This is a genomic window from Amycolatopsis sp. Hca4, from assembly GCF_013364075.1.
Taxonomy (GTDB): domain Bacteria; phylum Actinomycetota; class Actinomycetes; order Mycobacteriales; family Pseudonocardiaceae; genus Amycolatopsis.
The window spans coordinates 6,389,713-6,412,044 of the sequence record NZ_CP054925.1 but is presented as its reverse complement, the minus strand read 5'-3'; the positions used below and the strand labels follow the sequence as shown (position 1 = coordinate 6,412,044).

General features: G+C 71.5%; 18 protein-coding genes. 6 read left to right on the top strand and 12 right to left on the bottom strand.

Features of this window, described 5'->3' with window-relative positions:
* Positions 1-18: 18 nt before the first annotated feature.
* The 3 genes from HUT10_RS28610 to HUT10_RS28600 form a co-directional block, all read right to left on the bottom strand.
* Positions 19-2,466, bottom strand: coding sequence for an ABC transporter permease (locus HUT10_RS28610; RefSeq protein ID WP_176174030.1), 2,448 nt, complete (start codon positions 2,464-2,466; stop codon positions 19-21).
* Positions 2,466-3,221, bottom strand: a complete 756-nt coding sequence (locus HUT10_RS28605; RefSeq protein WP_176174029.1) for an ABC transporter ATP-binding protein — start codon at positions 3,219-3,221, stop codon at positions 2,466-2,468. The genes HUT10_RS28610 and HUT10_RS28605 overlap by 1 nt, the downstream gene beginning before the upstream one ends.
* 76 nt (positions 3,222-3,297) lie before the next feature.
* Entirely contained in the window at positions 3,298-4,056 is a 759-nt protein-coding gene (locus HUT10_RS28600; protein WP_176174028.1) for an SDR family oxidoreductase, read from the bottom strand.
* Positions 4,057-4,125: 69 nt separating this feature from the next.
* Here HUT10_RS28600 and HUT10_RS28595 point away from each other — a divergent pair, with 69 nt between their 5' ends.
* On the top strand, positions 4,126-5,055 hold the full coding sequence (locus HUT10_RS28595; protein WP_176174027.1) for a hypothetical protein: 930 nt from the start codon (positions 4,126-4,128) through the stop codon (positions 5,053-5,055).
* Here the strand turns inward: HUT10_RS28595 and HUT10_RS28590 are convergent.
* From HUT10_RS28590 to HUT10_RS28575, 4 genes are all read right to left on the bottom strand, one after another.
* Positions 5,052-5,813, bottom strand: coding sequence for a hypothetical protein (locus tag HUT10_RS28590; RefSeq protein ID WP_176174026.1), 762 nt, complete (start codon positions 5,811-5,813; stop codon positions 5,052-5,054). The genes HUT10_RS28595 and HUT10_RS28590 overlap by 4 nt on opposite strands.
* 161 nt (positions 5,814-5,974) lie before the next feature.
* Complete coding sequence (gene clpB, locus HUT10_RS28585) at positions 5,975-8,572, bottom strand: ATP-dependent chaperone ClpB (protein ID WP_176174025.1); 2,598 nt, start codon at positions 8,570-8,572, stop codon at positions 5,975-5,977.
* Positions 8,573-8,671: 99 nt separating this feature from the next.
* Positions 8,672-9,859 carry an MFS transporter gene (locus HUT10_RS28580; RefSeq protein WP_176174024.1) on the bottom strand — a complete coding sequence of 396 codons (1,188 nt, stop codon included), beginning with the start codon at positions 9,857-9,859 and terminating at the stop codon, positions 8,672-8,674.
* A 117-nt stretch (positions 9,860-9,976) separates the two neighbouring features.
* Positions 9,977-10,462 carry a MarR family winged helix-turn-helix transcriptional regulator gene (locus tag HUT10_RS28575; protein ID WP_176174023.1) on the bottom strand — a complete coding sequence of 162 codons (486 nt, stop codon included), beginning with the start codon at positions 10,460-10,462 and terminating at the stop codon, positions 9,977-9,979.
* 307 nt (positions 10,463-10,769) lie between these two features.
* Between HUT10_RS28575 and HUT10_RS28570 the strand changes: the two genes are divergently transcribed.
* The 5 genes from HUT10_RS28570 to HUT10_RS28550 all read left to right on the top strand — a co-directional run bounded on the left by HUT10_RS28570 (position 10,770) and on the right by HUT10_RS28550 (position 15,621).
* Positions 10,770-11,945, top strand: a complete 1,176-nt coding sequence (locus tag HUT10_RS28570; protein ID WP_176174022.1) for a globin domain-containing protein — start codon at positions 10,770-10,772, stop codon at positions 11,943-11,945.
* Positions 11,946-12,300: 355 nt separating this feature from the next.
* The gene (locus HUT10_RS28565) at positions 12,301-13,404 is read left to right on the top strand and encodes a globin domain-containing protein (protein ID WP_176178059.1); all 1,104 of its coding nucleotides are present in this window, start codon (positions 12,301-12,303) and stop codon (positions 13,402-13,404) included.
* 74 nt (positions 13,405-13,478) lie between these two features.
* Positions 13,479-14,195 carry a dienelactone hydrolase family protein gene (locus HUT10_RS28560; protein ID WP_176174021.1) on the top strand — a complete coding sequence of 239 codons (717 nt, stop codon included), beginning with the start codon at positions 13,479-13,481 and terminating at the stop codon, positions 14,193-14,195.
* Between the two features lie 146 nt (positions 14,196-14,341).
* Entirely contained in the window at positions 14,342-15,100 is a 759-nt protein-coding gene (locus HUT10_RS28555) for a lytic polysaccharide monooxygenase (RefSeq protein ID WP_176174020.1), read from the top strand.
* A gap of 2 nt (positions 15,101-15,102) precedes the next feature.
* Positions 15,103-15,621, top strand: a complete 519-nt coding sequence (locus HUT10_RS28550) for a DUF305 domain-containing protein (RefSeq protein ID WP_176178058.1) — start codon at positions 15,103-15,105, stop codon at positions 15,619-15,621.
* A gap of 479 nt (positions 15,622-16,100) precedes the next feature.
* Here HUT10_RS28550 and HUT10_RS28545 read toward each other — a convergent pair whose 3' ends face one another.
* From HUT10_RS28545 to HUT10_RS28525, 5 genes are all read right to left on the bottom strand, one after another.
* A complete protein-coding gene (locus tag HUT10_RS28545; protein WP_176174019.1) occupies positions 16,101-16,526 on the bottom strand; it encodes a heat shock protein transcriptional repressor HspR in 426 nt (141 codons plus the stop codon).
* A 5-nt stretch (positions 16,527-16,531) separates the two neighbouring features.
* Positions 16,532-17,701 carry a molecular chaperone DnaJ gene (gene dnaJ, locus HUT10_RS28540; protein ID WP_176174018.1) on the bottom strand — a complete coding sequence of 390 codons (1,170 nt, stop codon included), beginning with the start codon at positions 17,699-17,701 and terminating at the stop codon, positions 16,532-16,534.
* A 33-nt stretch (positions 17,702-17,734) separates the two neighbouring features.
* Complete coding sequence (grpE, locus tag HUT10_RS28535) at positions 17,735-18,442, bottom strand: nucleotide exchange factor GrpE (protein ID WP_176174017.1); 708 nt, start codon at positions 18,440-18,442, stop codon at positions 17,735-17,737.
* Entirely contained in the window at positions 18,439-20,307 is a 1,869-nt protein-coding gene (dnaK, locus tag HUT10_RS28530; RefSeq protein WP_176174016.1) for a molecular chaperone DnaK, read from the bottom strand. The genes grpE and dnaK overlap by 4 nt, the downstream gene beginning before the upstream one ends.
* A 516-nt stretch (positions 20,308-20,823) precedes the next feature.
* Positions 20,824-22,266: an alpha/beta hydrolase gene (locus HUT10_RS28525; RefSeq protein WP_176174015.1), complete on the bottom strand. Its 1,443-nt coding sequence runs from the start codon at positions 22,264-22,266 to the stop codon at positions 20,824-20,826.
* Positions 22,267-22,332: the final 66 nt, after the last annotated feature.

The following is a 22,332-nucleotide window of genomic DNA, read 5'->3' as shown; positions in this document are numbered from 1 at the left end:
TCTTACACACGGCCGGGCTCACTCACCGACGGATGTGGCATCGACCGCACGCCCGCGGGTGGCGGCCCAGGCCGGGACCAGGATCGCCGTCAGCGCGAGCACCACGGCGATGGCGAGCACGGCCAGGTAGATCGTCACCGGGCCCGACGGCAGCACCGATCCGGTGACCACGAGGCAGAAGGGCACGATCGCCCCGGCCGCGACGAGCGTGCCGAGCAGCACTGCGATGGTCGCGATCAAGCCGCCTTCGACGCCGGCCATGCGCAGCACCTGGCCGCGGGTGAAGCCGCTCAGCCGCTGCACCCCGAACTCGCGGCGCCGCCGCGCGGTGGCCGTGACCAGCGTGTTCACCACGGAGATCACCGTGTAGGCGAGGATCATCCCGACGAGCAGGTAGTTGACCCAGGCGCCGACCTCGTTGCCCTTGGCGTGCGCCGCGATCAGCGTCTCCCGGTCGCCGACGAGCACCGGCAGCCCGGCGGTCGCCTCGCGCAGGCGGGCGGTCAGCGTCGCACTGTCGACCCCGGCTTCGGCGCGGACCAGCAGCTGCGGCGCGAGGCCGAGCGTGGTGTGCGGGGCCAGCAGGTCCGCGGGCAGCACGAGCCGTTCGAACCCGGGGCGCTGGTTGACGACGGCGGTCACCCGCACGTCCACCGGCGTCCCGTCGCCGAGCTTCAGAGACAGCGTGTCGCCGACGTGGTGGCCGAGCGTCGAAGGCACCTCGACGGTGTTGCCGGTCAGCTCGCTGACGCCCAGCGCGGGCCGGCCGTCGTCGTGCTGGCCGGAGTCGAACGGCTTCTCGACGAACACCGTGCTGGTGACGTACTCCGACGCGCCGGCGACGCCCGGTACCGCGCGCACCCGGCCGAGGACCGCCGGGTCGAGGCCGCCCGGCCCGGCGACCACGGCGTCCGCGCGCAGGTCCTCGGTGTAGGCCTGGTTCGACGCGGCTTCCTGGGTGGTCTGCAGGTAGATGTTGGCGGTCGCGATGCCGACCGCGAGCATGATCGGGGTGACCGCGCCGGCCGCCCGGACCGCGCCGACGCGGGTGTTGCGCAGCGCCACCTTGCCGTTGACCCCGGTCAGCGCCTCCACCGGCCAGCGCAGCAAGACGGCCATCAGCTTGGTCACGCCGGGGCTGATCGCCGCCAGGCCGAACGCCCACAGCATCACCGCCGGTCCGGCCGTGCTGGCCGCGACCGGGCCGGTCATCACCGCGACCGTCACGATCGCGAGCGCGGTCCCGCCTCCGAAGCAGAGGATGGCGGTGACCAGCCGGATCGGCGTCAGCCAGCGCCGCTCGACGGCGGCTTCGGCGAGCGCCTCGGCCGGGCGGATCCGCGAGGCCCGCCGTCCCGCCACGAAGGCGGCACCGACGACGGCCAGCAGCGACGCGCCGGCCGCGACCACGGCCGGGACCCAGCCCTGCTCGAACCGCAGCACGTCGGGCACGACGTCGTGGTCCACGAGTTGCCCGAACAGCCACCGCGCGAGCACCGGACCGAGCGCCACCGCGGCGCCGACGGCGAGCAGCGCGACGACCAGGGCCTCGCCGAGCACCATCCGCCGCAGCTGGCGCGGGGTCGTGCCGACCGCGCGCAGCAACGCGAGCTCGCGCTGGCGCTGCTGCGTCGACAGCGTCAGCGTGCCGGCCACGACGAACACCATGACCAGCGCCGACAGCCCGCCCGAGACGGCCGCCAGCACGATCAGGTTCTCGCCGCCCTTGCCCGTCTCCGGGAACTCGAAGGCGCCGCGGTCACCGCCGGTCGCCACGACACCGGCGTCCCCCACCGCCGCGGTCACCGCGGCCACGTCGCCGCCGAAGACGCCGATGGTGTCGAAGCGGCCCGGGTGCCCGGACAGCCGTTCGGCGTCCGAAGGCGCGAAGAACACCGCCGCGTCCCGCATGGCCTGCGGTGCCTGGGCGATCCCGGAGATCCGGAACGGGCTGACGGTGCCGTGCGCGGCGATCGGCAGCGTGTCCCCGACGGCGAGCCCGAGCCCGGCGTCGACGACGGCTTCGCCCGGCTTCGGGGCGGCGCCCTGCAGCGTGTACGGCGTCAGCACGGCGGAATCCCACGCGTGCCCGAGCGCGCTCGCCCGCCCGGCCAGTACCGGGAAGCTGTACTCGCCGACGACGTCCGTGACGCCGGGAACCGCGCGCAGGCGCCCGGCCAGGCCGGCGTCGAGCCGGACGCGCTCGGGCAGGGTCGCGTTCTCGAACTTGTGCTTCTCCTCGGGCTCCAGGGCCGCCGGGTCGTCCTTCGGCAGCTTGAGCGTCTGCTGGCCGCCGACCACGATCGGCGCCGCGGCCAGCCGCTGCACCGGCGTCTCGGACCGGATGCCGGTCTCCATCAGGCCACCGCACGCCGAGACGACCAGCGCGCCGAAGAACACGGCGACGAACGTCGCCAGGAAGCCGCCCTTGCGCAGGCGGAGGGTCCGCAGTGCGAGCCGGTACATCAGGCCGCCACCCGGCCCCAGGCACCCAGGTGGGTCATCCGCTCGGCGACGGCTTCCGCGGTCGGCCGCGCCAGCCGCCCGGCGATCCGGCCGTCGGCCAGGAACACGACGTCGTCGGCGTAGGAGGCGGCGACCGGGTCGTGCGTCACCATGATGATCGTCTGGCCCGAGGAGCGGACGGAGTCGCGCAGCAGGCCGAGCACCTCGGCGGCGGTCCGGGTGTCGAGGGCGCCGGTCGGCTCGTCGGCGAACAGCACGGCGGGGTTGGTGACCAGGGCCCGCGCGATCGCGACGCGCTGCTGCTGGCCGCCGGACAGCTGGCCCGGCAGGTGCCGGCGGCGCCCGTCGAGACCGACGTGCGTCAGGATCCGTTCCACCAGCCGCTTGTCCGCGCGCTTGCCGGCCAGCTGCAGCGGCAGCACGACGTTCTGCTCGACCGTCAGCGCCGGGAGCAGGTTGAACGACTGGAAGACGAAGCCGACGCGGTCGCGCCGCAGCTTCGTCAGGTGGGTCTCGTTCTTGCCGTCGAGGTCCTGGCCGTCCAGTACCACCCGGCCGGACGTGGGCCGGTCGAGACCGGCCGCGCAGTGCAGGAAGGTGCTCTTGCCCGAGCCGGACGGGCCCATCACCGCGGTGAACCCGCCGCGCGGGAACCCGATCGAAACCCCGTCCAGCGCCACCACGCCGTCGCCGTACTCCTTGCGCACGGCCTCCAGCCGGACCGCGTCGGCTGCCTCGTTCCACCCAGTTGTCATGGGGAAAACGCTAGTGAGCGCGCCCCCGGACCACCCTGGTGCGCGCGTGCGTCTCGCGGGTGGGGACAGCCCTACTTCAGGTGCGGCCGCGGCCGCCGCTGATCCGGCGCAGCACCGCGCGCGGCAGCAGGCCGCCGATCGCGACGACGGCCTTGTACTGCAGGCTCGGCACCGAGATCACCTTGCCGCGGCGCAGGTCCGCGAGCGCCTCGCCGACCACCTGTTCGACACCCAGCCAGGCGATTTTCGGGCCGGCTTTGCCGATGCCGGCCCGCTGGTGGAACTCGGTCGCGGTGAAACCGGGGCAGAGCGCCATCATCCGGACACTCTTCGGCAAGGACGCGGCAATGCCTTCGGTGAAAGAGGTGACCCAGTTCTTGCTGGCCGTGTACGTCGAACCGCGGCCGCTGAAGAAGCCGGCAACGCTGCTGACCTGGATGATTTCGCCGTGACCTCGCTCGATCATGCCCGGCAGGACGGCCCGGGTGAGGCGCAGGACGGCGGTGACGTTGACGTCGAGCTGGCGCTGCAGCGCGTCCGGCGGGATGGTCCAGAAGTCGCCGCTCAGGCCGAAGCCGGCGTTGTTCACCAGCAGGTCGACCGGACCGGCGGCGAGCCGCTCTTCGACCGCCGTTCGTCCGTCCACTTCGGACAGGTCGGCGGGCAGCACCTCGACCGCGACGCCGTGCTTTTCCCGCAGCTCAGCGGCGTAGGCCTCCAGCCGTGCGGCATCGCGGGCGACGAGCACCAGGTCGTACTTCTCGGCGGCGAGCCGGCGCGCGAACTCCGCGCCGATGCCCGCCGTGGCGCCGGTTATGAGGGCGGTGGTGGTCATGTGGGTGAACATACTCGCTGGTCACGGGTGGACGTGCGTTCGATTCGGAGGGGAAGTATCGTCCGCCGCATGGGTAAGCACAGCAGGCGCAAAAGCGGCTATCTGCCCAAGGTCGCCGCGGGCGCGGCGCCCGTCGCGCTGCTCTTCGCGGCCCCGGCCGCGGCGCTGGCGAGCCCGGCCGAACTGACCCTGCCCCTCGACCACCGCGCCGACAGCACGTTCCGGCGCGACGTCACGACGTCGGGCGAGGACGGCTCGTCGGTCGTCCGCGAGACGCTGACGGCGACCCGCCACGACTTCCTCGCGAAGGACATCGCCGGCGCGGCGCTCACCAACGACCTGACCGAGTCCGCGATCACCCAGCGCGAAGAGCGGCAGGCGGAGACGACGGCGGCCTCACGGGAAGCCGAGGCGGTGACCCGCACCGGACGGCACACGCTGCGCCTCGGCGGAGTCCGCGCGGTGACCGCGAACAACCAGCGGGTCGGCCAGGCCGCGGCCCGCGACCTGGCGCTCGACCCCCTGGGCGGCGGCACCGAGCACCGGTTCGGCCTCGCCGAAGGCTCCAGCCACGGCATCTGGCCCGCCGACGGCGTCGACGTGCTCAGCCAGAACGCGGAGCAGCTGGACACGGGCCTGTACGGCACGTTCGCCGGCGACCTCGACGGAGCCCTGTCGGCCCGCCGGTACTCGGGCCAGGCGGCGGACCTCGGCCGTCTCGGCGCGGTCGGCGTGACGTCCGAGCAGCACGCGACCGGCCAGCTCAGCGGAGTGCTGGACGCGGGCCAGAGCCACGAGCTGGGCGGCCAGCTGGGCGCGGCCTGGGGTTACGCGAAGACGACCCAGTCCCTCGGCCCGGACGGCCCGGCGGGCTCGATCCGCGGCGACCTCGGCGTGGAGCACGTGGTCCACGCCGAGGGGAACACGACGTCGGTGCGCGGGAAGCTGGACCGCTCGGCGACGCTCAGCGCCTTCGACCAGCGGTTGCTCGGCCTCTAGCTTTCGGGGGACGGGTCCACGGGCTGCGCCGGCGTCCCCGCCGCCGGGGTGCCGGGCGCCGCGGGTGCGGTGGCCTCGGACGGGACCGGGGCGCTCGCCTGGTGGCGGCCCGCGTCGTAGTCCTCGTCGAACGGGTCGACGATGTCGGCGATCTCGCCCAGGTCGCGCAGCAGGCGCTCCAGCCGGGACGGGCCCGCGGTCGGGACCACGCTGGCCAGCACCCACTCGTTCTCCAGCCAGGCCACGCCGACGTCGCCGCCGAGCTGGTCCGCCGCGTCGACGAGTTCCTGGGTGATCACCACGCGGGCGCCGTCCGCGTCGTCGGCGAACGCGTAGCGGGCGCCGATCGGGCCGAGCATCTCGGGCATGTCCGCGCGCTGGAACGGGACGCTGGACAGCCACATCTCGATCGGGATGCGGTGCTTCTTGTTGCAGCGGACCGCCACGACCACCGCGGGGATCTGGCCTTCGGTCTCGATGTCGAAGATGAACACCGGGCGGCGGCCGTCGGAGGTGAAGGTCGAACCCGCGACCACGTTCACGGCCGCGTCCGCGCCGAAGTAGCCGATCGCGCCGCCTGCCCACTGCTGCGGCAGGCGCTCGTCCTCCTCGACGAACTGCCAGCCGCGCAACTGTGCCCAGCGCATTCGCTCGCGGTTGCGCGAGCCCTCCTTCGCCCGGTCGGCCGCGAGCAGCCCCAGCCCCGCCACCAGGGCGACGGCCGCGATGACGAACCAGATCCACGCCGGAATACCCACGACGGCCAGGGTATCGCTCCTTACGCCGGAGGGATGATCGACGGTACCCGTGTCGCCAGGCCCATTCGGAGCATTTTGCGCCACCACGGGTCGACAAATCGGCACGAACCACTGTGGACAGCCGTGAAGGCCACCTCGGGTGAGGTGGCCTTCACGAACCGTCAGACGCGGGTGACCGTCAGCGCGTCACCGGCCTCCAGGTCCGGGCCGTCGACGCGCACGGTGTCGCCGTCGCGGATCTCCCCGGACAGCAGCTCCTTCGCCAGCTTGTCGCCGATCGCCGACTGGACCAGCCGCCGCAGCGGGCGGGCGCCGTAGATCGGGTCGAAGCCGTTGAGCGCGAGCCACTCGCGGGCGCCGTCGGTGACCTCCAGGTGCAGCCGCCGCTGTTCCAGCCGCTTGGCGAGCCGGGCCACCTGGATGTCCACAATGGACGTCAGCTGCTCGGTGCCGAGCGAGTGGAACACGACGATGTCGTCGAGCCGGTTGAGGAACTCCGGCTTGAACTGCCGCTGCACCACCTCGAGCACGGCGTCCCGCCGCTGCCGCTCGTCGAGCGACGGGTCGGCGATGGCCTGCGAGCCGAGGTTCGACGTCAGGATCAGGATGGTGTTGCGGAAGTCCACCGTCCGGCCCTGGCCGTCGGTCAGCCGCCCGTCGTCGAGCACCTGCAGCAGCACGTCGAAGACGTCCGGGTGGGCCTTCTCGACCTCGTCGAGCAGCACCACCGAGTACGGGCGCCGCCGCACGGCCTCGGTCAGCTGGCCGCCCTGGTCGTAGCCGACGTACCCCGGCGGGGCACCGACCAGGCGCGCCACCGAGTGCTTCTCGGCGTACTCGCTCATGTCGATGCGCTGCATCGCGCGCTCGTCGTCGAACAGGAACTCGGCCAGCGCCTTGGCCAGCTCGGTCTTGCCGACGCCGGTCGGGCCGAGGAACAGGAACGAACCGGTCGGCCGGTCGGGGTCGGCGACGCCGGCCCGGCTGCGGCGGACGGCGTCCGCCACGACCTGCACGGCCTCGGGCTGCCCGATGACCCGCTTGGTCAGCTCCTCCTCCATCCGGAGCAGCTTGCCGGTCTCGCCCTCCAGCAGCCGTCCGGCCGGGATGCCGGTCCACGCGCTCACGACGTCGGCGACGTCGTCCGCGCCGACCTCTTCCTTGAGCATGACGTTCTGCTGGCTGGCCTCGTTCGCCGCGGTGGCCGCTTCGAACTCCTTCTCCAGCGCGGGGATCCGGCCGTAGCGCAGCTCGGCGGCCTTGCCGAGGTCGCCGTCGCGCTCGGCGCGCTCGGACTCGCCGCGCAGCTGTTCGAGCTGCTCCTTGAGTTCGCGGACGCGCTCGATGGAGCCCTTCTCGTTCTGCCAGCGGGCGGTCAGCGCGGTCAGCGTCTCGCGCTTCTCGGCCAGCTCCGCGCGCAGGGCGTTGAGCCGCTCCTTCGAAGCGGCGTCGCTCTCCTTCGCGAGCGCCATCTCCTCGATCTCCAGCCGGCGCACGGCCCGCTCGACCTCGTCGATCTCCACCGGCCGCGAGTCGATCTCCATGCGGAGCTTCGACGCGGCCTCGTCGACCAGGTCGATCGCCTTGTCCGGCAGGAAGCGCGCGGTGATGTAGCGGTCGGACAGCGTCGCGGCGGCGACCAGCGCGGCGTCCGTGATCCGGACACCGTGGTGGACCTCGTAGCGCTCCTTCAGCCCGCGCAAGATCGCGATGGTGTCCTCCGGCGACGGCTCGCCGACCAGCACCTGCTGGAAGCGCCGCTCCAGGGCGGCGTCCTTCTCGATGTGCTGGCGGTACTCGTCGAGCGTGGTCGCGCCGACCATCCGCAGCTCGCCGCGGGCCAGCATCGGCTTGATCATGTTGCCCGCGTCCATCGCGCCGCCCTCGCCGGTCGCGCCGGCGCCGACGATCGTGTGCAGCTCGTCGATGAAGGTGATGACCTCGCCCGCGGAGTCGGTGATCTCCTTGAGCACGGCCTTCAGCCGCTCCTCGAACTCACCGCGGTACTTCGCGCCGGCCACCATCGACCCGAGGTCGAGTGCGACGACGCGCTTGCCTCGCAGCGACTCCGGCACGTCCCCGGCGACGATGCGCTGGGCCAGCCCTTCGACGATGGCCGTCTTGCCGACGCCCGGCTCGCCGATCAGCACCGGGTTGTTCTTCGTGCGCCGCGACAGCACCTGCACGACGCGGCGGATCTCGGTGTCACGGCCGATGACCGGGTCGAGCTCGCCGGCGCGGGCGCGCTCGGTGAGGTCGACGCCGTACTTCTCGAGCGCCTTGAAGGTGCTCTCCGGGTCCGCGCTGGTGATCCGGGCCGAGCCGCGGACCTTGGCGAACGCCTCCTGCAGCGCGTCCGGCGTGGCACCGTGGCGCTTGAGCAGGTCGGCGACCTGGCCGCCCTCGGTGGCGAGCCCGACGAGCAGGTGCTCGGTCGAGACGTACTCGTCGCCCAGCTCGGTGGCGAGTTTCTGGGCGCGGGTGAGCGACTTGACCGCGTAGGTGTCGAACTGCGGGCTCGACACGGTCGCGCCGGTCGCCGACGGCAGCGCGGCGATCAGCGGTTCGAGCTCCTTGTGCACCACCTCCGGGTCGGCCCCGACCGCGGTCAGCAGCGGTGCGGTCAGCCCCTCACCCTGCGCCAGCAGGGCGCCCAGCAGGTGGGCGGCCGACACGTGCGGGTTGCCGGCCATGGTGGCCGCCTGCGCCGCGGACGAGATCGCCTGCTGGGTCTTCGTGGTCGGGTTGAAAGCGTCCATCCCTCACCTCATGCTCGGTACTGCGAGAAAGTCCTGGTGACAGGCCCTGACCGTGGCCTGACACTATCTCTAACGCACGGAAACTTGAGTCTGTTCCGCTCAACTTCGTCCGGGGGCCACCGCGCTCGCCGGCAACCGCGGACCGAGCGTGCCGAGCCCGGCCACGGCGAGGGCCGCGCACGCCCCGACCAGCACCCAGGGTAACCAGTCGGCGACCGAGAACAAGGCCACCACCGCGGGCGCGATCACCTGCGCCACGGTGAACGCGTACTGGTACGCAGCGAGATAACGTCCGCGAGCGACCGGAGGTGCCGCGGCTTCGGCGAGCGCACCCGACCTGGGCCCGAAGACCAGGTCACCGGCGGCGAACACGAGCGTCGACGCCAGCAGGTACACCACCTGCCAGCCCTCCGGCACGAGCAGCACACCCAGGCTGACCAGGCACCACGCAGAGAACAAGGCCGAGCCGACGCGCATCGCCGCGATCCGCGTCAGCCGGGCGGTGAGCCGCAGCGCGAGCGTGCCGCCGAGGCTGGTCAGCACGGTCAGCAGGGCGAGGGTCGCCCCCGGCAGCCAGGCCGGGCCGTGCAGCCGGTCGAGCACGAACACCGGCGTGCCGATCAGGAAGAAGTCCAGCGAAAGCCCGAACAGCCCGCTGAACAGGATCAGCCCGAGGTACGGCCGGTCGCGCAGCACGCGCACCGAGCGTTCGCGGACCGGCCGGTGCGGCCGCGCGAGCCGGACGAAGAAAGCGAGGATCGACGCGGCCACCAGGAACGTCAGCGCGTCCACGGCCAGCGCGACGAAGTAGCCGGTGTTCCCGAGCCACGTCAGCAGGGCCCCCGCCGCCAGCGCGCCCAGGCCGAAGGAAGCAGCCCGCACCATCCCGACCTCGGCGAACGGCCGGTCCTTCGGGACGTCGCCGGCGACGTCCGCGATGAGCACGTACAGGGAGCTGTAGAAGAACTGCTGCCCGGTGGACAGCAAGACGGCCGCGATCACCACCGGGCCCGCGCTGCCGGCGACGAAGTACGCCCCGACCCCACCCGCCTGCAGCACCTGGGCGCAGACCACCACGGCCCGCGGCCCGATGCGGTCGACGAGCCGTCCGGCCAGCGGCGGCACGACGAGCCCGCCGAGTGCGCCCAGCGTGACAGCGGTGCCTGCCGCGGCCAGCGGCACCCCGACCACTTGCGTCACGTAGACGAGAGCCAACGGGAGGAACAGCCCCGAGCCGAAGTTGTCAGTCCCCAGCGCGCACAGCAGCGCGACCCGGTCACGCGTCACCCCACCGACGGTAACCCGGGCGAATGCCCCCGAGTCAGGACCGAACGGCCAGTCTCGCCAGGGGAAAGAGCCACTTCCGGTGGGCCTTTACCCCGCCCTGTCACTTGTTCGTGTGAGTCACTTGTTCGTCTCGGCCAGGCAGGCGTCGCTGCCGAGCGCGCGGCGCAGGTCGGTGTTCATCTCCGCGAGCCGGGCGGTGAGGTCGGTGACGCGCTCGTCGTCCCAGTCGCCGAGCGCCTTCTCCATGAACTCGACGTAGTTGGCGCGCCAGCGGGTCAGCTCGGCCCGGCCCTTCTCGGAGACGCTGACCAGTGACGCCCGGCCGTCTTCGGGGGCGGGGCGGCGGTCGACCAGCCCGGCCGAGGACAGCTGGGCGATCTGCCTGCTCACCACCGAGAGGTCGACGAACCGGCGTTTCGCCAGCTCGGACGGGCGGGTCTCGCCGTGCTTCGCCAGGTCCGACAGCAGCATCGCGGCCGCCGGGTGCAGCCCGGGCTCGCTCTGCCAGGCCTGCATGATCCAGGCGTGCTGGAGCTGGGACGCGGTCTTCAGCTCGCGCATGAGCTCGACCCGGACGTCGTCGTCGGTGTCGTCGAAACCCATGGGCACCTCCTTGGTTGCGCCATACAAGTATATTGCCGGAAACTTGCGCCCGCCAACCATCTCGCCGGTGAGGTCGCCCACGCCCGGCCGGCCGCAATACACCCGGTCGGAGCAACAATGCGGGCAAAAGGGCGCCCGACGGCTACCCTGCGGACGGACCGCGCGCGCGGTCCGCGAGGAGTGACGAGCGGAGGCAGTGGCGATGGACCCAGGAGGCGGCCGTGCGCGGAAATGCCGTCCCCGCACCCGGGCCGGCGGTGCATGATCGGGTGTCCCCGTTCAACCGCCCCGGACTCGTGAACATTCCATGACAGCCGACTCGGTAAGCCCGCTCCCCAGGTCTTCGGCCCCGCGTGAAGCCCCCGCGGCCGTAACCGCGATGGTCCGGCTCATCCGGGACAGCTGGGCCAGGTCCGAGCCGTACATCGCGGACATCTCGCAGTTCTTCTACGGGATGCTGTTCACCCTCGCCCCCACCACGCGCGACTTCTTCCCGATCAACATGGAGATCCAGCGCGGCAGGCTGGTGCGCGCGCTGGTGCACATCGTGCAGATGGTCGACCGGCCCGACGACCTCGCGCCGTTCCTCCGCCAGCTGGGCCGCGACCACCGCAAGTTCGGCGTGGTCCCGCGGCACTACGAAGCGGTCGGCACCGCGCTGCTGGCCTCGCTCAAGAACCACCTCGGCCCGGCGTGGACGCCCGAGGTCGAACGCGCGTGGGCCGAGGCGTTCACCATCGCCGCGCGGGCCATGCAGGACGCGGCCGCCTCCGACACGAACCCGCCGTCCTGGTCGGCCACCGTGGTCGAGCACCGGCGGCTGACCTGGGACCTCGCCCTGGTCCGGCTGGTGCCCGACCAGCCGGTGCCCTACCACCCCGGCCAGTACGTGAGCGTCGAAGTACCGCAGCGGCCACGGCTGTGGCGCTACCTTTCGCCGGCCAACGCGCCGCGCGAGGACGGCGGCATCGAGTTCCACGTCCGCGCGATCGACGGCGGCTGGGTCTCCCGCGCCATCGTCAGCCACACCCAGCCCGGCGACGTCTGGCGGCTCGGCCCCCCGCTGGGCCGGATGACGGTTGACCGGGAGGCGTCCCGCGGGGTGCTGATGGTCGCCGGCGGGACGGGGGTCGCGCCGCTGCGCGCCATCCTCGACCACCTCGCGCTGTGGGGCGAGAACCCGAAGACGCACCTGTTCTACGGCGGCCCGGCCCGCGAGGACCTCTACGACCTCGAAGAACTGCGCGCGCTCGCCGCGACGAACCCCTGGCTGACGATCACGCCGGTGGTCGAGCGCGGCGGCGGCATCCCCGGGTTCGAGCAGGGGACGCTGGCCGAGGCCGTCACGCGGTACGGCTCCTGGCCCGGCCACGACATCCTGGTGTCCGGCTCGCCGGCGATGATCCGCGCGACGGTGTCGCGCATGCTCGTCGCGGGCAGCGCGCTGGACCAGATCCAGTACGACCCGTTCACCATCGACTAGCCCGGCCGACCGGCGGTGATCGGCCGTCCGGTGATTGATTTCGTTATGCTTCGGAAATCGGCAACCGGTAACGGATGAATCCGGCGTCGTGATCATTTTTACGCTGTGCCAGACGGGGCTAACCGGGCGTACCTGAATTGCTCCGTTCGAGCGGGACCGCGCGGAATCACGCGCATCTGCACGGGAATTCGCCTACAGTCGGGAACCCTCGGGGGCGGCACCGCCACAGCGACGCTGCACGCACGGCGCCAAGACATGGCACGACTGGAGAATACCGTTCCCGATGAGCGCTGAATCCGTGAAGATCTCCACCGTGCCCGAAACGCTTCCCGTTTCGGCCGTGGAAGGTCGAGAGCTGGCCAGGTTGATTCGTGAGAGTTTTGCGGAGGTCGAACCGAAAGCAGATGAACTGGCGCAGTACTTCTACGGTGCGTTGTTCGTGGTCGCCCCCGATTGCCGGGATCTGTTCCCGGTGACCATGACGGCGCAGCGGAGCAGGCTGCTGCGCGCGCTGGTGTACGTGGTGCAGATGGTGGACCGGCCCGACGAATTGGCCACTTTCCTGGGGCAACTGGGCCGCGACCACCGGAAGTTCGCCGTCGTCTCGCGCCATTACGACGCGGTCGGCGTCGCGCTGATCGCCGCATTGAAACGATTTTTGAAGGAAAAGTGGACAGCCGAGGTCGAATCGGCGTGGACCGCCGCCTACGGGCTCATCGCCAAGACGATGCGCGAAGCCGCCCAGGCCGAAACCGGGCCGGCGGCGTGGTCGGCGACCGTGCTCGAACACCGGAAGCTCAGCCGCGACGTCGCGCTCGTGAAGGTGCGCACCGAGGGGCTGCTGCCCTACCGCGCCGGCGGGTACGTCAGCGTCGAAGTGCCGCAGCGGCCGCGCTTCTGGCGGTACCTGTCGCCGGCGAACGCACCCCGCGGCGACGGCCAGCTCACCTTCCACGTGCGCGCGGTGCCCGGCGGCTGGGTCAGCGGCAGCATCGTCAACCACACCACGCCGGGTGACGTCTGGCGCCTCGGGCCGGCCATGGGCGTGCTCGACGTGCGCCCGACGGCCACGAAGCGCCGGCTGCTGATGATCGGCGGCGGCACCGGGATCACGCCGTTGCTGGCCATCCTCGACGACCTGTCGCACTGGAAGCGGAACCCGCCCGTGCACCTGTTCTTCGGCGGGCGGCGCCCGGAGGACCTGTACGCGCTGGAGGAGCTGCGCCGGCTGGCCACGACGTCGAAGTGGCTAACCGTCACTCCGGTCACCGAGCAGGGCGCGCTGGCCGGCGGCGACCGCGGCACCCTCGCCCACGCCGTCACCCAGCGCGGCACGTGGCGCGACCATGACGTCCTCGTTTCCGGCTCGCCACCGATGATCCAGGCGACCGTCGCCGAGCTGCTGGCCAAGGGGATCGAACTGGAACGAATATCCTACGACCCGTTCACCATGGACTGAGTTTTGTCCGGAATGCGCTGAGGAACTCTCAGCGACCCGCGCCGGACCGGTGGTTTCTCGCTATCTTCGCCGATATGGAGATGACTATTCCGGTTTCGGACGGCACCATCGGCGGTTACCTGGCGGAACCCGAGGGCGCGGGACCGCACCCGGGCGTGGTGCTCATCCACGACGCGTTCGGCCTGAGCCAGGACACGAAGAACATCACCGACCGCTTCGCCCACGAGGGCTACCTCGCGCTCAGCCCGGACCTGTATTCGCGCGGCGGAATGCGCCGCTGCGTGCGGCGGGTGTTCTCGGACATGTTCGCCAACCGCGGCCGCACCTTCGACGACATCGAGGCGGCCCGCACGCTCCTGGCCACCCGCGAGGACAGCTCGGGCCGGATCGGCATCGCCGGGTTCTGCATGGGCGGCGGCTTCGCGCTCGTCGCAGCCTCCCGCGGCTTCGAGGCATCGGCGCCGTACTACGGGCAGCTCCCGAAGAACCTCTCGGTCCTCGACGACGCCTGCCCGATCGTCGCCAGCTTCGGCAAGAAGGACTTCGGGCTGCGCGGCGCCGCGGCGAAGCTCGAGACCGCGCTGACCGAGCGCGGCATCCCGCACGACGTCAAGGAGTACCCGGACGCCAGCCACGGGTTCGCCAACAAGATCGACACCGCGGCGCCGGTGAACCTGCTGCTCAAGGTGGTGGGCTTCACCTACCACCACGAATCGGCCGAAGACGCGTGGCGCCGAGTGACGTCCTTCTTCGGCGAACACCTGCAGCAGCCGGCCCGACCTTCGCACTGAGCCGACCGGAGCAGCGAACTCGTCGAACGGCGGTAGTTCGTTGACCGTTGTGCCCGAATCGCCTTATGGTCTAGACCACATCTTCCCCGGATGTGCTCGTTCGTCCTCCCCTCCGGAACAAAGCTGTTCCCCTTCGAGGAGCCGAAATGACCTGGAAACGCAAGCTCTTCGCGGCCGCTGCCGGAGCCCTGCTCGCGCCGGTGCTGGTCGTCGTCCTCCCCGCCACCTCCGCGAGCGCACACGGTTACGTGTCCGACCCGCCCAGCCGGCAGGCCAACTGCGCGGCCGGGAAGGTCCCCAACTGCGGGCAGATCGTCTACGAACCGCAGAGCGTCGAAGGCCCGAAGGGCCTGCGCAGCTGCAACGCCGGCCTGTCGCAGTTCGCCGAGCTGGCCGACGAGTCGAAGCCGTGGCCTGCCAAGTCGGTGGGCAGCACGGTGACGTTCAACTGGGTGTTCACCGCCCGGCACGCGACGGCGAGCTATGAATACTACGTCGGCAACACGCGCGTCGCGCTGATCAACGGCAACAACCAGCAACCGCCGTCGACGCTGTCGCACACGGTGAACCTGGCCGGCTACTCGGGCCGGATCAAGGTGCTGGCCATCTGGAACATCTCGGACACGGCCAACGCGTTCTACAGCTGCATCGACCTGCAGATCGGCGGGGGCGGCACCACCACCCCGCCGCCGACCACCACCACGACCCCGCCCACGACCACGACGACCCGACCGCCCACCACGACGACCACCCCGCCCTCCAGCGGAACGTGGTCGACGGGCACGGCGTACAAGGTGGGCGACGTGGTGACGTACAACGGCGTGAGCTACCGCTGCATCCAGCCGCACACGGCGATCGCGGGCTGGGAGCCGCCGAACACCCCGGCGCTGTGGCAGCGCCAGTGAGAGTGGTCTTGGCTGTCGTCGCGCTGCTCCTGACCGGCTGCGCGACGACGGCCACCCCCACGTACAACGCGGCCGACGTGATGTTCCTGCAGATGCTGATCCCCCAGAACGAGCAGGGGATCGAGATCGTGAAGCTGGCTTCGGCCCGCCCGGTCCAGGCGGAGTTGAAGGAGCTGGCTGCGGCGATCGAGGTCACGCAGAAGACCGAGGTCGAGGACATGCGGCGCTGGCTCCGCGAGTGGAACCAGCCCGAGACGGTGTCCCCGCAGGCCCACGCCGGCCACGGCGGCATGAAGATGACTTCGCCGGACCTGGTGGGAGCGCTGCGAACCGCCCCGGACGGCGAGTTCACCCGCAAGTTCCTCGATGTCTTGACGGGCCAGCAACAGGGAGCGGTCGAGCTGGCCCAGACGGAGAACGGAACGGGCGGCGGCGTGAACGCCCAGGCCCGTGACCTCGCGCGGCGGGTGATCGAGTCCCGGACCGCCGAGGTGAAGCAGTTGTTGAACGTGAAGGCGTAACCCCGCGGCGGGGCCGCGAGCAGCCCCTCCCGGCTGCTCGCGGCCCATCTCGGGCCGGGTCTTCGCACGTTTCGGTTGCCCACCGCCGGGCGAGAGCGGCCTTCGGTTGCCCGCCCCAGCCGAAAGCACCCCTTGGTTGCCCGCCGCCGACCGAGAGCACCCTTCGGTCGCTCGTCGCTGGCCGAGATTGCCCCTTGGGGGCCCGCCGCCTGCCGAGAGCTTTCTTCGGTCGCCCGCCGCGGTCGAGCGCATCCTTCGTCGCCCGCTGCCGGGCGAGTGCACCCCTTGGTTGGCCGCCCGCCGGCCGGGCGTGGCTGGGCGTTGCGGGGTCCGCCGGGCGCGCGAACCTGCCTGAGCAGCCCCCGTTTTCCACGCTACCGGCAGACACCGACAGTTTCCGGTCCCGGAAGGGCGCCAAGCCCCACCTACGCGCGAAGGCCTCCCCGGTCGCCCGGGGAGGCCTTCGTTCGCTTGCGTGGTCAGCGGCGCTTGGGCCGCCAGACCACCATTGCCGTCTGCTGGTTGAGGGGCACCAGGTCGCGGCGGTAGGACGCGTGCGCCGCCGCCGCGGCCTGCTCGGCCGCCGTGTACGCCGCGGCCAGTTCTTCGGTCAGCTCGGTGATCCGGGCCCTCAGCGCGTCGACCTGGTTCTCCAGCTCGATGATGCGCTTGATGCCGGCCAGGTTGACGCCGTCCTCCTGCGACAGGCGCTGGACCTCGCGCAGCAGCGCGATGTCCCGCATCGAGTAGCGCCGCCCGCCGCCGGGGGTGCGGCCCGGTGACACCAGGCCCTGGCGGTCGTACGTGCGCAGCGTCTGCGCGTGCATCCCGGCGAGCTGGGCCGCCACCGAGATGACGAACACCGGGGTCTCCTCGTCCCCTTCCTGGGGAATCCCGCCGAACACCACTCTCACCTACCTTGCAGCAGCTCGGTGATCTCGGGCCGGGGGTCGTGCCCGGCCATCGCCTCGGCGTACGCCTGCAGTGCCTCGCGCGCCTTATCGTCCAGTTTGGCGGGAACCGCCGCTTGGAGGGTGACGAGAAGGTCACCTTGTGCACCGTCGCGCTTGGCGATGCCCTTGCCGCGCACGCGCAACACACGGCCCGTCGCGGTGCCCGGCGGCACCTTGAGCGAGACCTTGCCTTCCAGCGTCGGCACCGTGATCGTGGTGCCGAGCGCCAGCTCGGTGAAGTCCACCGGCACGGTGATCGTCAGGTCGAGCCCCTTGCGCCCGAACAGGGCGTGCGGCGCCACGTGCACCCGGACGTAGAGGTCGCCCGCCTGCGCCCCGCCCCGGCCCGGTTCGCCTTGACCGGCCAGCCGGATGCGCTGGTCGTCGTCGACGCCCGGCGGGATCCGGACGGTCAGCGTGCGGGTCCGCGTGCTGATGCCTTCGCCGCCGCACTCGGGGCACGGGTCGTCGATGATCGTCCCGCGGCCGCGGCAGTCGCGGCACGGCTCCGAGAACGCGAACGCGCCCTGGCTGCGACTGACCAGCCCCGACCCGGAACAGGTCGGGCAGGTCCGCGGCGAAGTGCCCGGCCGGGCCCCGTTGCCACCGCACGTGGCGCAGGTCGCCGGGCTCGACAGCCGCAGCGGCAGGGTCGCGCCCTTGACCGCCTCGGTGAAGTCGATCCGGACGTCCGTCTCGACGTCGGCGCCCCGTTGCGGCCGGTTCGCCGTCGCGCCCGCCGACGCCCGGCCGCGGCCGAACAGCCCGCCCAGGATGTCGCCGAGCCCGCCGAAGCCGCCCTGCTGGCCGGCGCCGGCCTGGCCGAAGATGTCGCCCATGTCGAAGCTGCCGGTGCCGCCGCCACCGGGGAAGTTGAAGCCGCCCCCGCCGCCGAACAGCCGCCGTGCCTCGTCGTACTCCTTGCGCTTGCTCGCGTCGGAGAGCACGCCGTAGGCCTCGGAGACCGCCTTGAACTTTTGCTCCGCCTCGGCGTTGCCGGCGTTCGCGTCCGGGTGGTTCTCCTTGGCCAGCTTCCGGTAGGCCTTCTTGATTTCGTCCGCGGTGGCGTCGGAGGAGACGCCCAGTTCACGGTAGAAGTCCTTACCGATCCATTCCCGTGCGCTCATCGGGCGTCTCCTCCTCCCACTTGGTTCCTCTTCTTACTGCTGTTGCTCATCGACTCCGCCGCCGAGTGGCAGCTCGCCACCGACGGACGGGTCCCGCGGGGCCGCACCGGGCTCGTGGTCGGTCACGCCGACCAGCGCCGCCCGCAGTACGCGGTCCCCGAAGCGGTACCCGCGGCGCATGACCACGGTGACCGTCGGGCCCGCCACGTCCGGCGAGGTGTTGTGCTGGACGGCCTCGTGCACGCTCGGGTCGAAGGCCTCGCCCTCGGTGCCGAACGACTCGAGGCCCGCGCGCTGCAGGCCGCTGATCAGCTTGTCGCCGACGGCCTTGAACGCGCCGGTGAGGTCACCGTGCTGCTCGGCCCGCTCGAGGTCGTCGAGCAGCGGCAGCAGGTCGTTCACCACGGTGGCCTTCGCGCCGATCACGACCGCCTCGCGGTCACGCTCGACCCGCTTGCGGTAGTTGGCGTATTCGGCCTGGAGGCGCTGGAGGTCGGCGGTGCGCTCGGCCAGCTCCTTCTCCACGTCGGAGACGACCGCCACCGACTCGTCCACAATGGACTCACCCAGCGAGGGGCCCGCGTGCTCCACGGGCGCCTCGTCGGGGTCCGGCGCGGCGTGGGCCGGACCGGGCGGGCGGACCTGCCCGGTCTGGGGGTCCACCCGACGCCGGTCCCGCACGACCACCGGCTCCTCGGGGCCTCGGCCCTGGTTCTCGGATTCGTCGTAGCTGTGGGTCACTTCTTCGGGTCCTCTTCGACGATCTCGGCGTCCACCACGTCATCGGCCTTGGCCTGGCCGCCGGCCGCACCGGCGTCACCGGCCGCACCCGCACCGCCGGCCGCACCGGCCGCCGCGTCGGCGTTCGCGTTGGCGTACAGGGCGGTGCCCAGCTCCTGCGAAGCGGCGTTCAGCTTCTCGATCGCCTCGCGGATCTTGGTCGAGTCCGTGCCCTTCAGCGACTCGTTGGCCTCGTCGATCGCGGACTTGACCTTGCCCTTGAGGTCCTCGGGCAGCTTGTCGTCGTTGTCCTTGACGAACTTCTCGGTCTGGTAGACCAGCGTCTCCGCCTGGTTGCGGGTCTCCGCTTCCTCGCGGCGCTTCTTGTCTTCCTCGGCGTGGGCCTCGGCGTCCTTGACCATGCGCTCGATGTCGTCCTTCGGCAGCGCGGAGCCACCGGTGATCGTCATCGACTGTTCCTTGTTCGTGCCCAGGTCCTTCGCGGTCACGTGCACGATGCCGTTGGCGTCGATGTCGAAGGTGACCTCGATCTGCGGCACGCCACGCGGCGCCGGCGGGAGACCGGTCAGCTCGAACATGCCGAGCTTCTTGTTGTGCGCGGCGATCTCACGCTCACCCTGGAACACCTGGATCTGCACCGACGGCTGGTTGTCGTCCGCGGTGGAGAAGATCTCCGAGCGCTTGGTCGGGATCGTGGTGTTGCGCTCGATGAGCTTGGTGAAGACGCCACCCTTGGTCTCGATGCCGAGCGACAGCGGCGTGACGTCCAGCAGCAGGACGTCCTTGACCTCGCCCTTGAGGACACCGGCCTGCAGCGCGGCGCCGACGGCGACGACCTCGTCCGGGTTCACGCCCTTGTTCGGCTCACGGCCACCGGTCAGCTCCTTGACCAGCTCGGCGACGGCCGGCATGCGGGTGGAACCACCCACGAGCACGACGTGGTCGATGTCGCCGACGGAGATGCCCGCGTCCCGGATGACGTTGTTGAACGGCGCCTTGGTGCGGTCGAGCAGGTCCGAGGTGATCTTCTGGAACTCGGCGCGCGAGAGGGTCTCGTCGAGGAACAGCGGGTTCTTGTCCGCGTCCACGGTGATGTACGGCAGGTTGATGCTGGCCGAGTTCGAGCTGGACAGCTCGATCTTCGCCTTCTCCGCCGCCTCGCGGATGCGCTGCAGCGCCATCTTGTCCTTGGTCAGGTCGATGCCGTTGGTGGCCTTGAACTTGTCGACCAGCCACTTGACGATGCGCTCGTCCCAGTCGTCACCACCGAGGTGGTTGTCACCGGAGGTGGCGCGGACCTCGACGACGCCCTCGCCGATCTCCAGCAGCGAGACGTCGAAGGTGCCACCACCGAGGTCGAAGACCAGGATGGTCTGCTCCTTCTCGCCCTTGTCCAGGCCGTACGCCAGCGCGGCGGCGGTCGGCTCGTTGACGATGCGGAGCACGTTCAGGCCGGCGATCTGCCCGGCCTCCTTGGTGGCCTGCCGCTGAGCGTCCTCGAAGTACGCCGGGACGGTGATGACGGCGTCGGTGATCGTCTCGCCCAGGTAGGCCTCGGCGTCGCGCTTGAGCTTCATCAGCACGCGGGCGCTGATTTCCTGGGAGGTGTAGTTCTTCCCGTCGATCTCGGTCTTCCAGTCGGTACCGATGTGCCGCTTCACGGACCGGATGGTCCGGTCGACGTTAGTAACGGCCTGGTTCTTCGCCGGCTGGCCGGTCAGCACTTCACCGTTCTTGGCGAAGGCGACGATCGAAGGGGTGGTCCGGGAGCCTTCCGAGTTGGCGATGACCGTCGGCTCGCCGCCCTCAAGGACGGCGACGACCGAGTTGGTCGTGCCGAGGTCGATGCCGACCGCTCGCGCCATGGTGCTTCCTCCTGTTTACGGCTGCTATGTTCGTGACCTGCAGGTTCGTTCTCGTCTTGAGCGAGGCCCTGGCAAGTTCTATCGGGCCTTCGCGAGCCTCGTCAAGCCGGACTTGAGTCGACTGCGCTCAACCTCTGTACCCAGCCTAACGAGGCGGTCGGCCGTCTTGTTCCCGGGTCCGGCACCCGACCGGGTTGTGACGCCGCTCACTCACCGGCCGACCGCCCGTGACCAGGGGCGCCGCCCGCGACAGGGGCATGCGACCTGCCGCGGCCCCGGCGCCGGCAGCCTCTCCGGCGGTCGCCAGACCCCCGCCCGAGCGGGCCACCCACCGCCGCCAGGCGGTCGCCAGGCCAGCCCCAGCGGGCCGCCCATCCCTCCGCAAGGCTGCCCGGCCCCAGCCGGGACCTGCCCGAGGAGCCCTGCCTCACCCGCTACCCGGTCCCGCCCGAGCCCTCCACGGGCCGATCGCCGCCTCGCCCGACCCCGGGCCTCGCCGCCCCCAGCCCTCCCGGTTCACCGGCACACCGCGCCCCGGCCAGGCACCACCCGGTCCACCAGGTACGCCACCTCGGCCGCCCGCGCGCACGCGGAGTTGAACAGCCCCGTGTGGCCGTCGTCCGTGCGGGTCAGCAACGCCGAGCCGTCGATGCTCGCCGCCAGCCCGCGGGCCCACGCCAACGGCGTCGCCGGGTCGTGAGCGCCCCCGACCACCAGGATCGGCGGGGCTCCGCGGACCGGGTGCGGCTGAGGCGGGTTGTTCGCCGGCACCGGCCACCCCACGCACCCGCTCGCGAAGTCCCAGTACTCCGAGTACCGCCAGCTGTGCGGCGCCGCCCTTCGAACCAGGCCGGCCAGGTAGCCGACGTCCGACGGCCCGCGGAACGGCGACGGGAAGTCGTGACACCCGATCCCCCGGTACGCCCCGTAGATCTCGGACTGGAACTGGTTCCGCTCGGTCAGCCCGCGAGCATCCGGGAACTCGCCCCCGGCCGCGGCCAGGTGCTTGCCCAGCGCAGGCCAGTCGTCACGGAGGTAGAGGTGGCCGTACACGCCCGCCGACACCTCGTCCGCCGTCGCCGGACGGCCCAGGTCGCCGGACCAGATCCCGCCGCGGGCCGCCCGGGCCACCACGTCGTCGTAGAAGCGGAGGACGTCCTGGCCGTGCAACGCGCACTCGGCCGAGCCGCGGCACCAGGCCGCGAACCGGACCAGCGCGTCCTCGGTGGCCGCGGCCTCTTCCGGGATCGCCTGGTTCATCGGCCGCGCGTGGTCGACCGCACCGTCGAGCACCATCGCCCGCACCCGGCCCGGGTGCTTCGACGCGTAGACCGCGCCCAGCTCGGTGCCGTACGACAGGCCCAGCCACGAGATCCGCGGCTCGCCGAGCGCCGCCCGGATCGTCTCGATGTCCTCCGCCGCACTCTGCGTGTCCGCGTGGGCCAGCAGCGGCCCGGTCCGGGCCAGGCAGTCCGCCCCCGCCTTCCGGTTGTGCGCGACCAGCGCCTCGAACCCCGTCCGCGTCGACGGGAACCGGTCCAGCGCCGGGTCGAACAGCGTCGCCGCGTCGCACGTGATGCGGGGCGTGCTGAACCAGTCTCCGCGCGGATCGAACCCCACGATGTCGAAGCGCTGCCGCAGCGCACCCAGCTCCGGTGACGCCAGCCCGCCGAACTGCACGAACCCGACGCCGGAGCCGCCCGGCCCGCCCGGGTTCACCAGCAGCGAGCCGATCCGCCCGGCCGGATCGAGCGCAGGCAGCCGGGCCAGCGCCAGCTGCGCCGACCCGAGCTCCGGCCGGGCGCGGTCGATCGGCACTTCGACCGTCGCGCACTCCGCCGACGGCTCCTGCTGCGTGGCGCACGGGCGCCACCTCACCCCCGACGCCGACGCGACGGCCGGTACCGCCGCCATGACCACGACCGCCGCGACGACCGCGATGATCCGGCGCACGTCCATGATGCTGTTTCCTCCCCTGCACGCCGGCCTTCGGCGTGCTTCCTTCCTAACAGCGGCCACCGACAG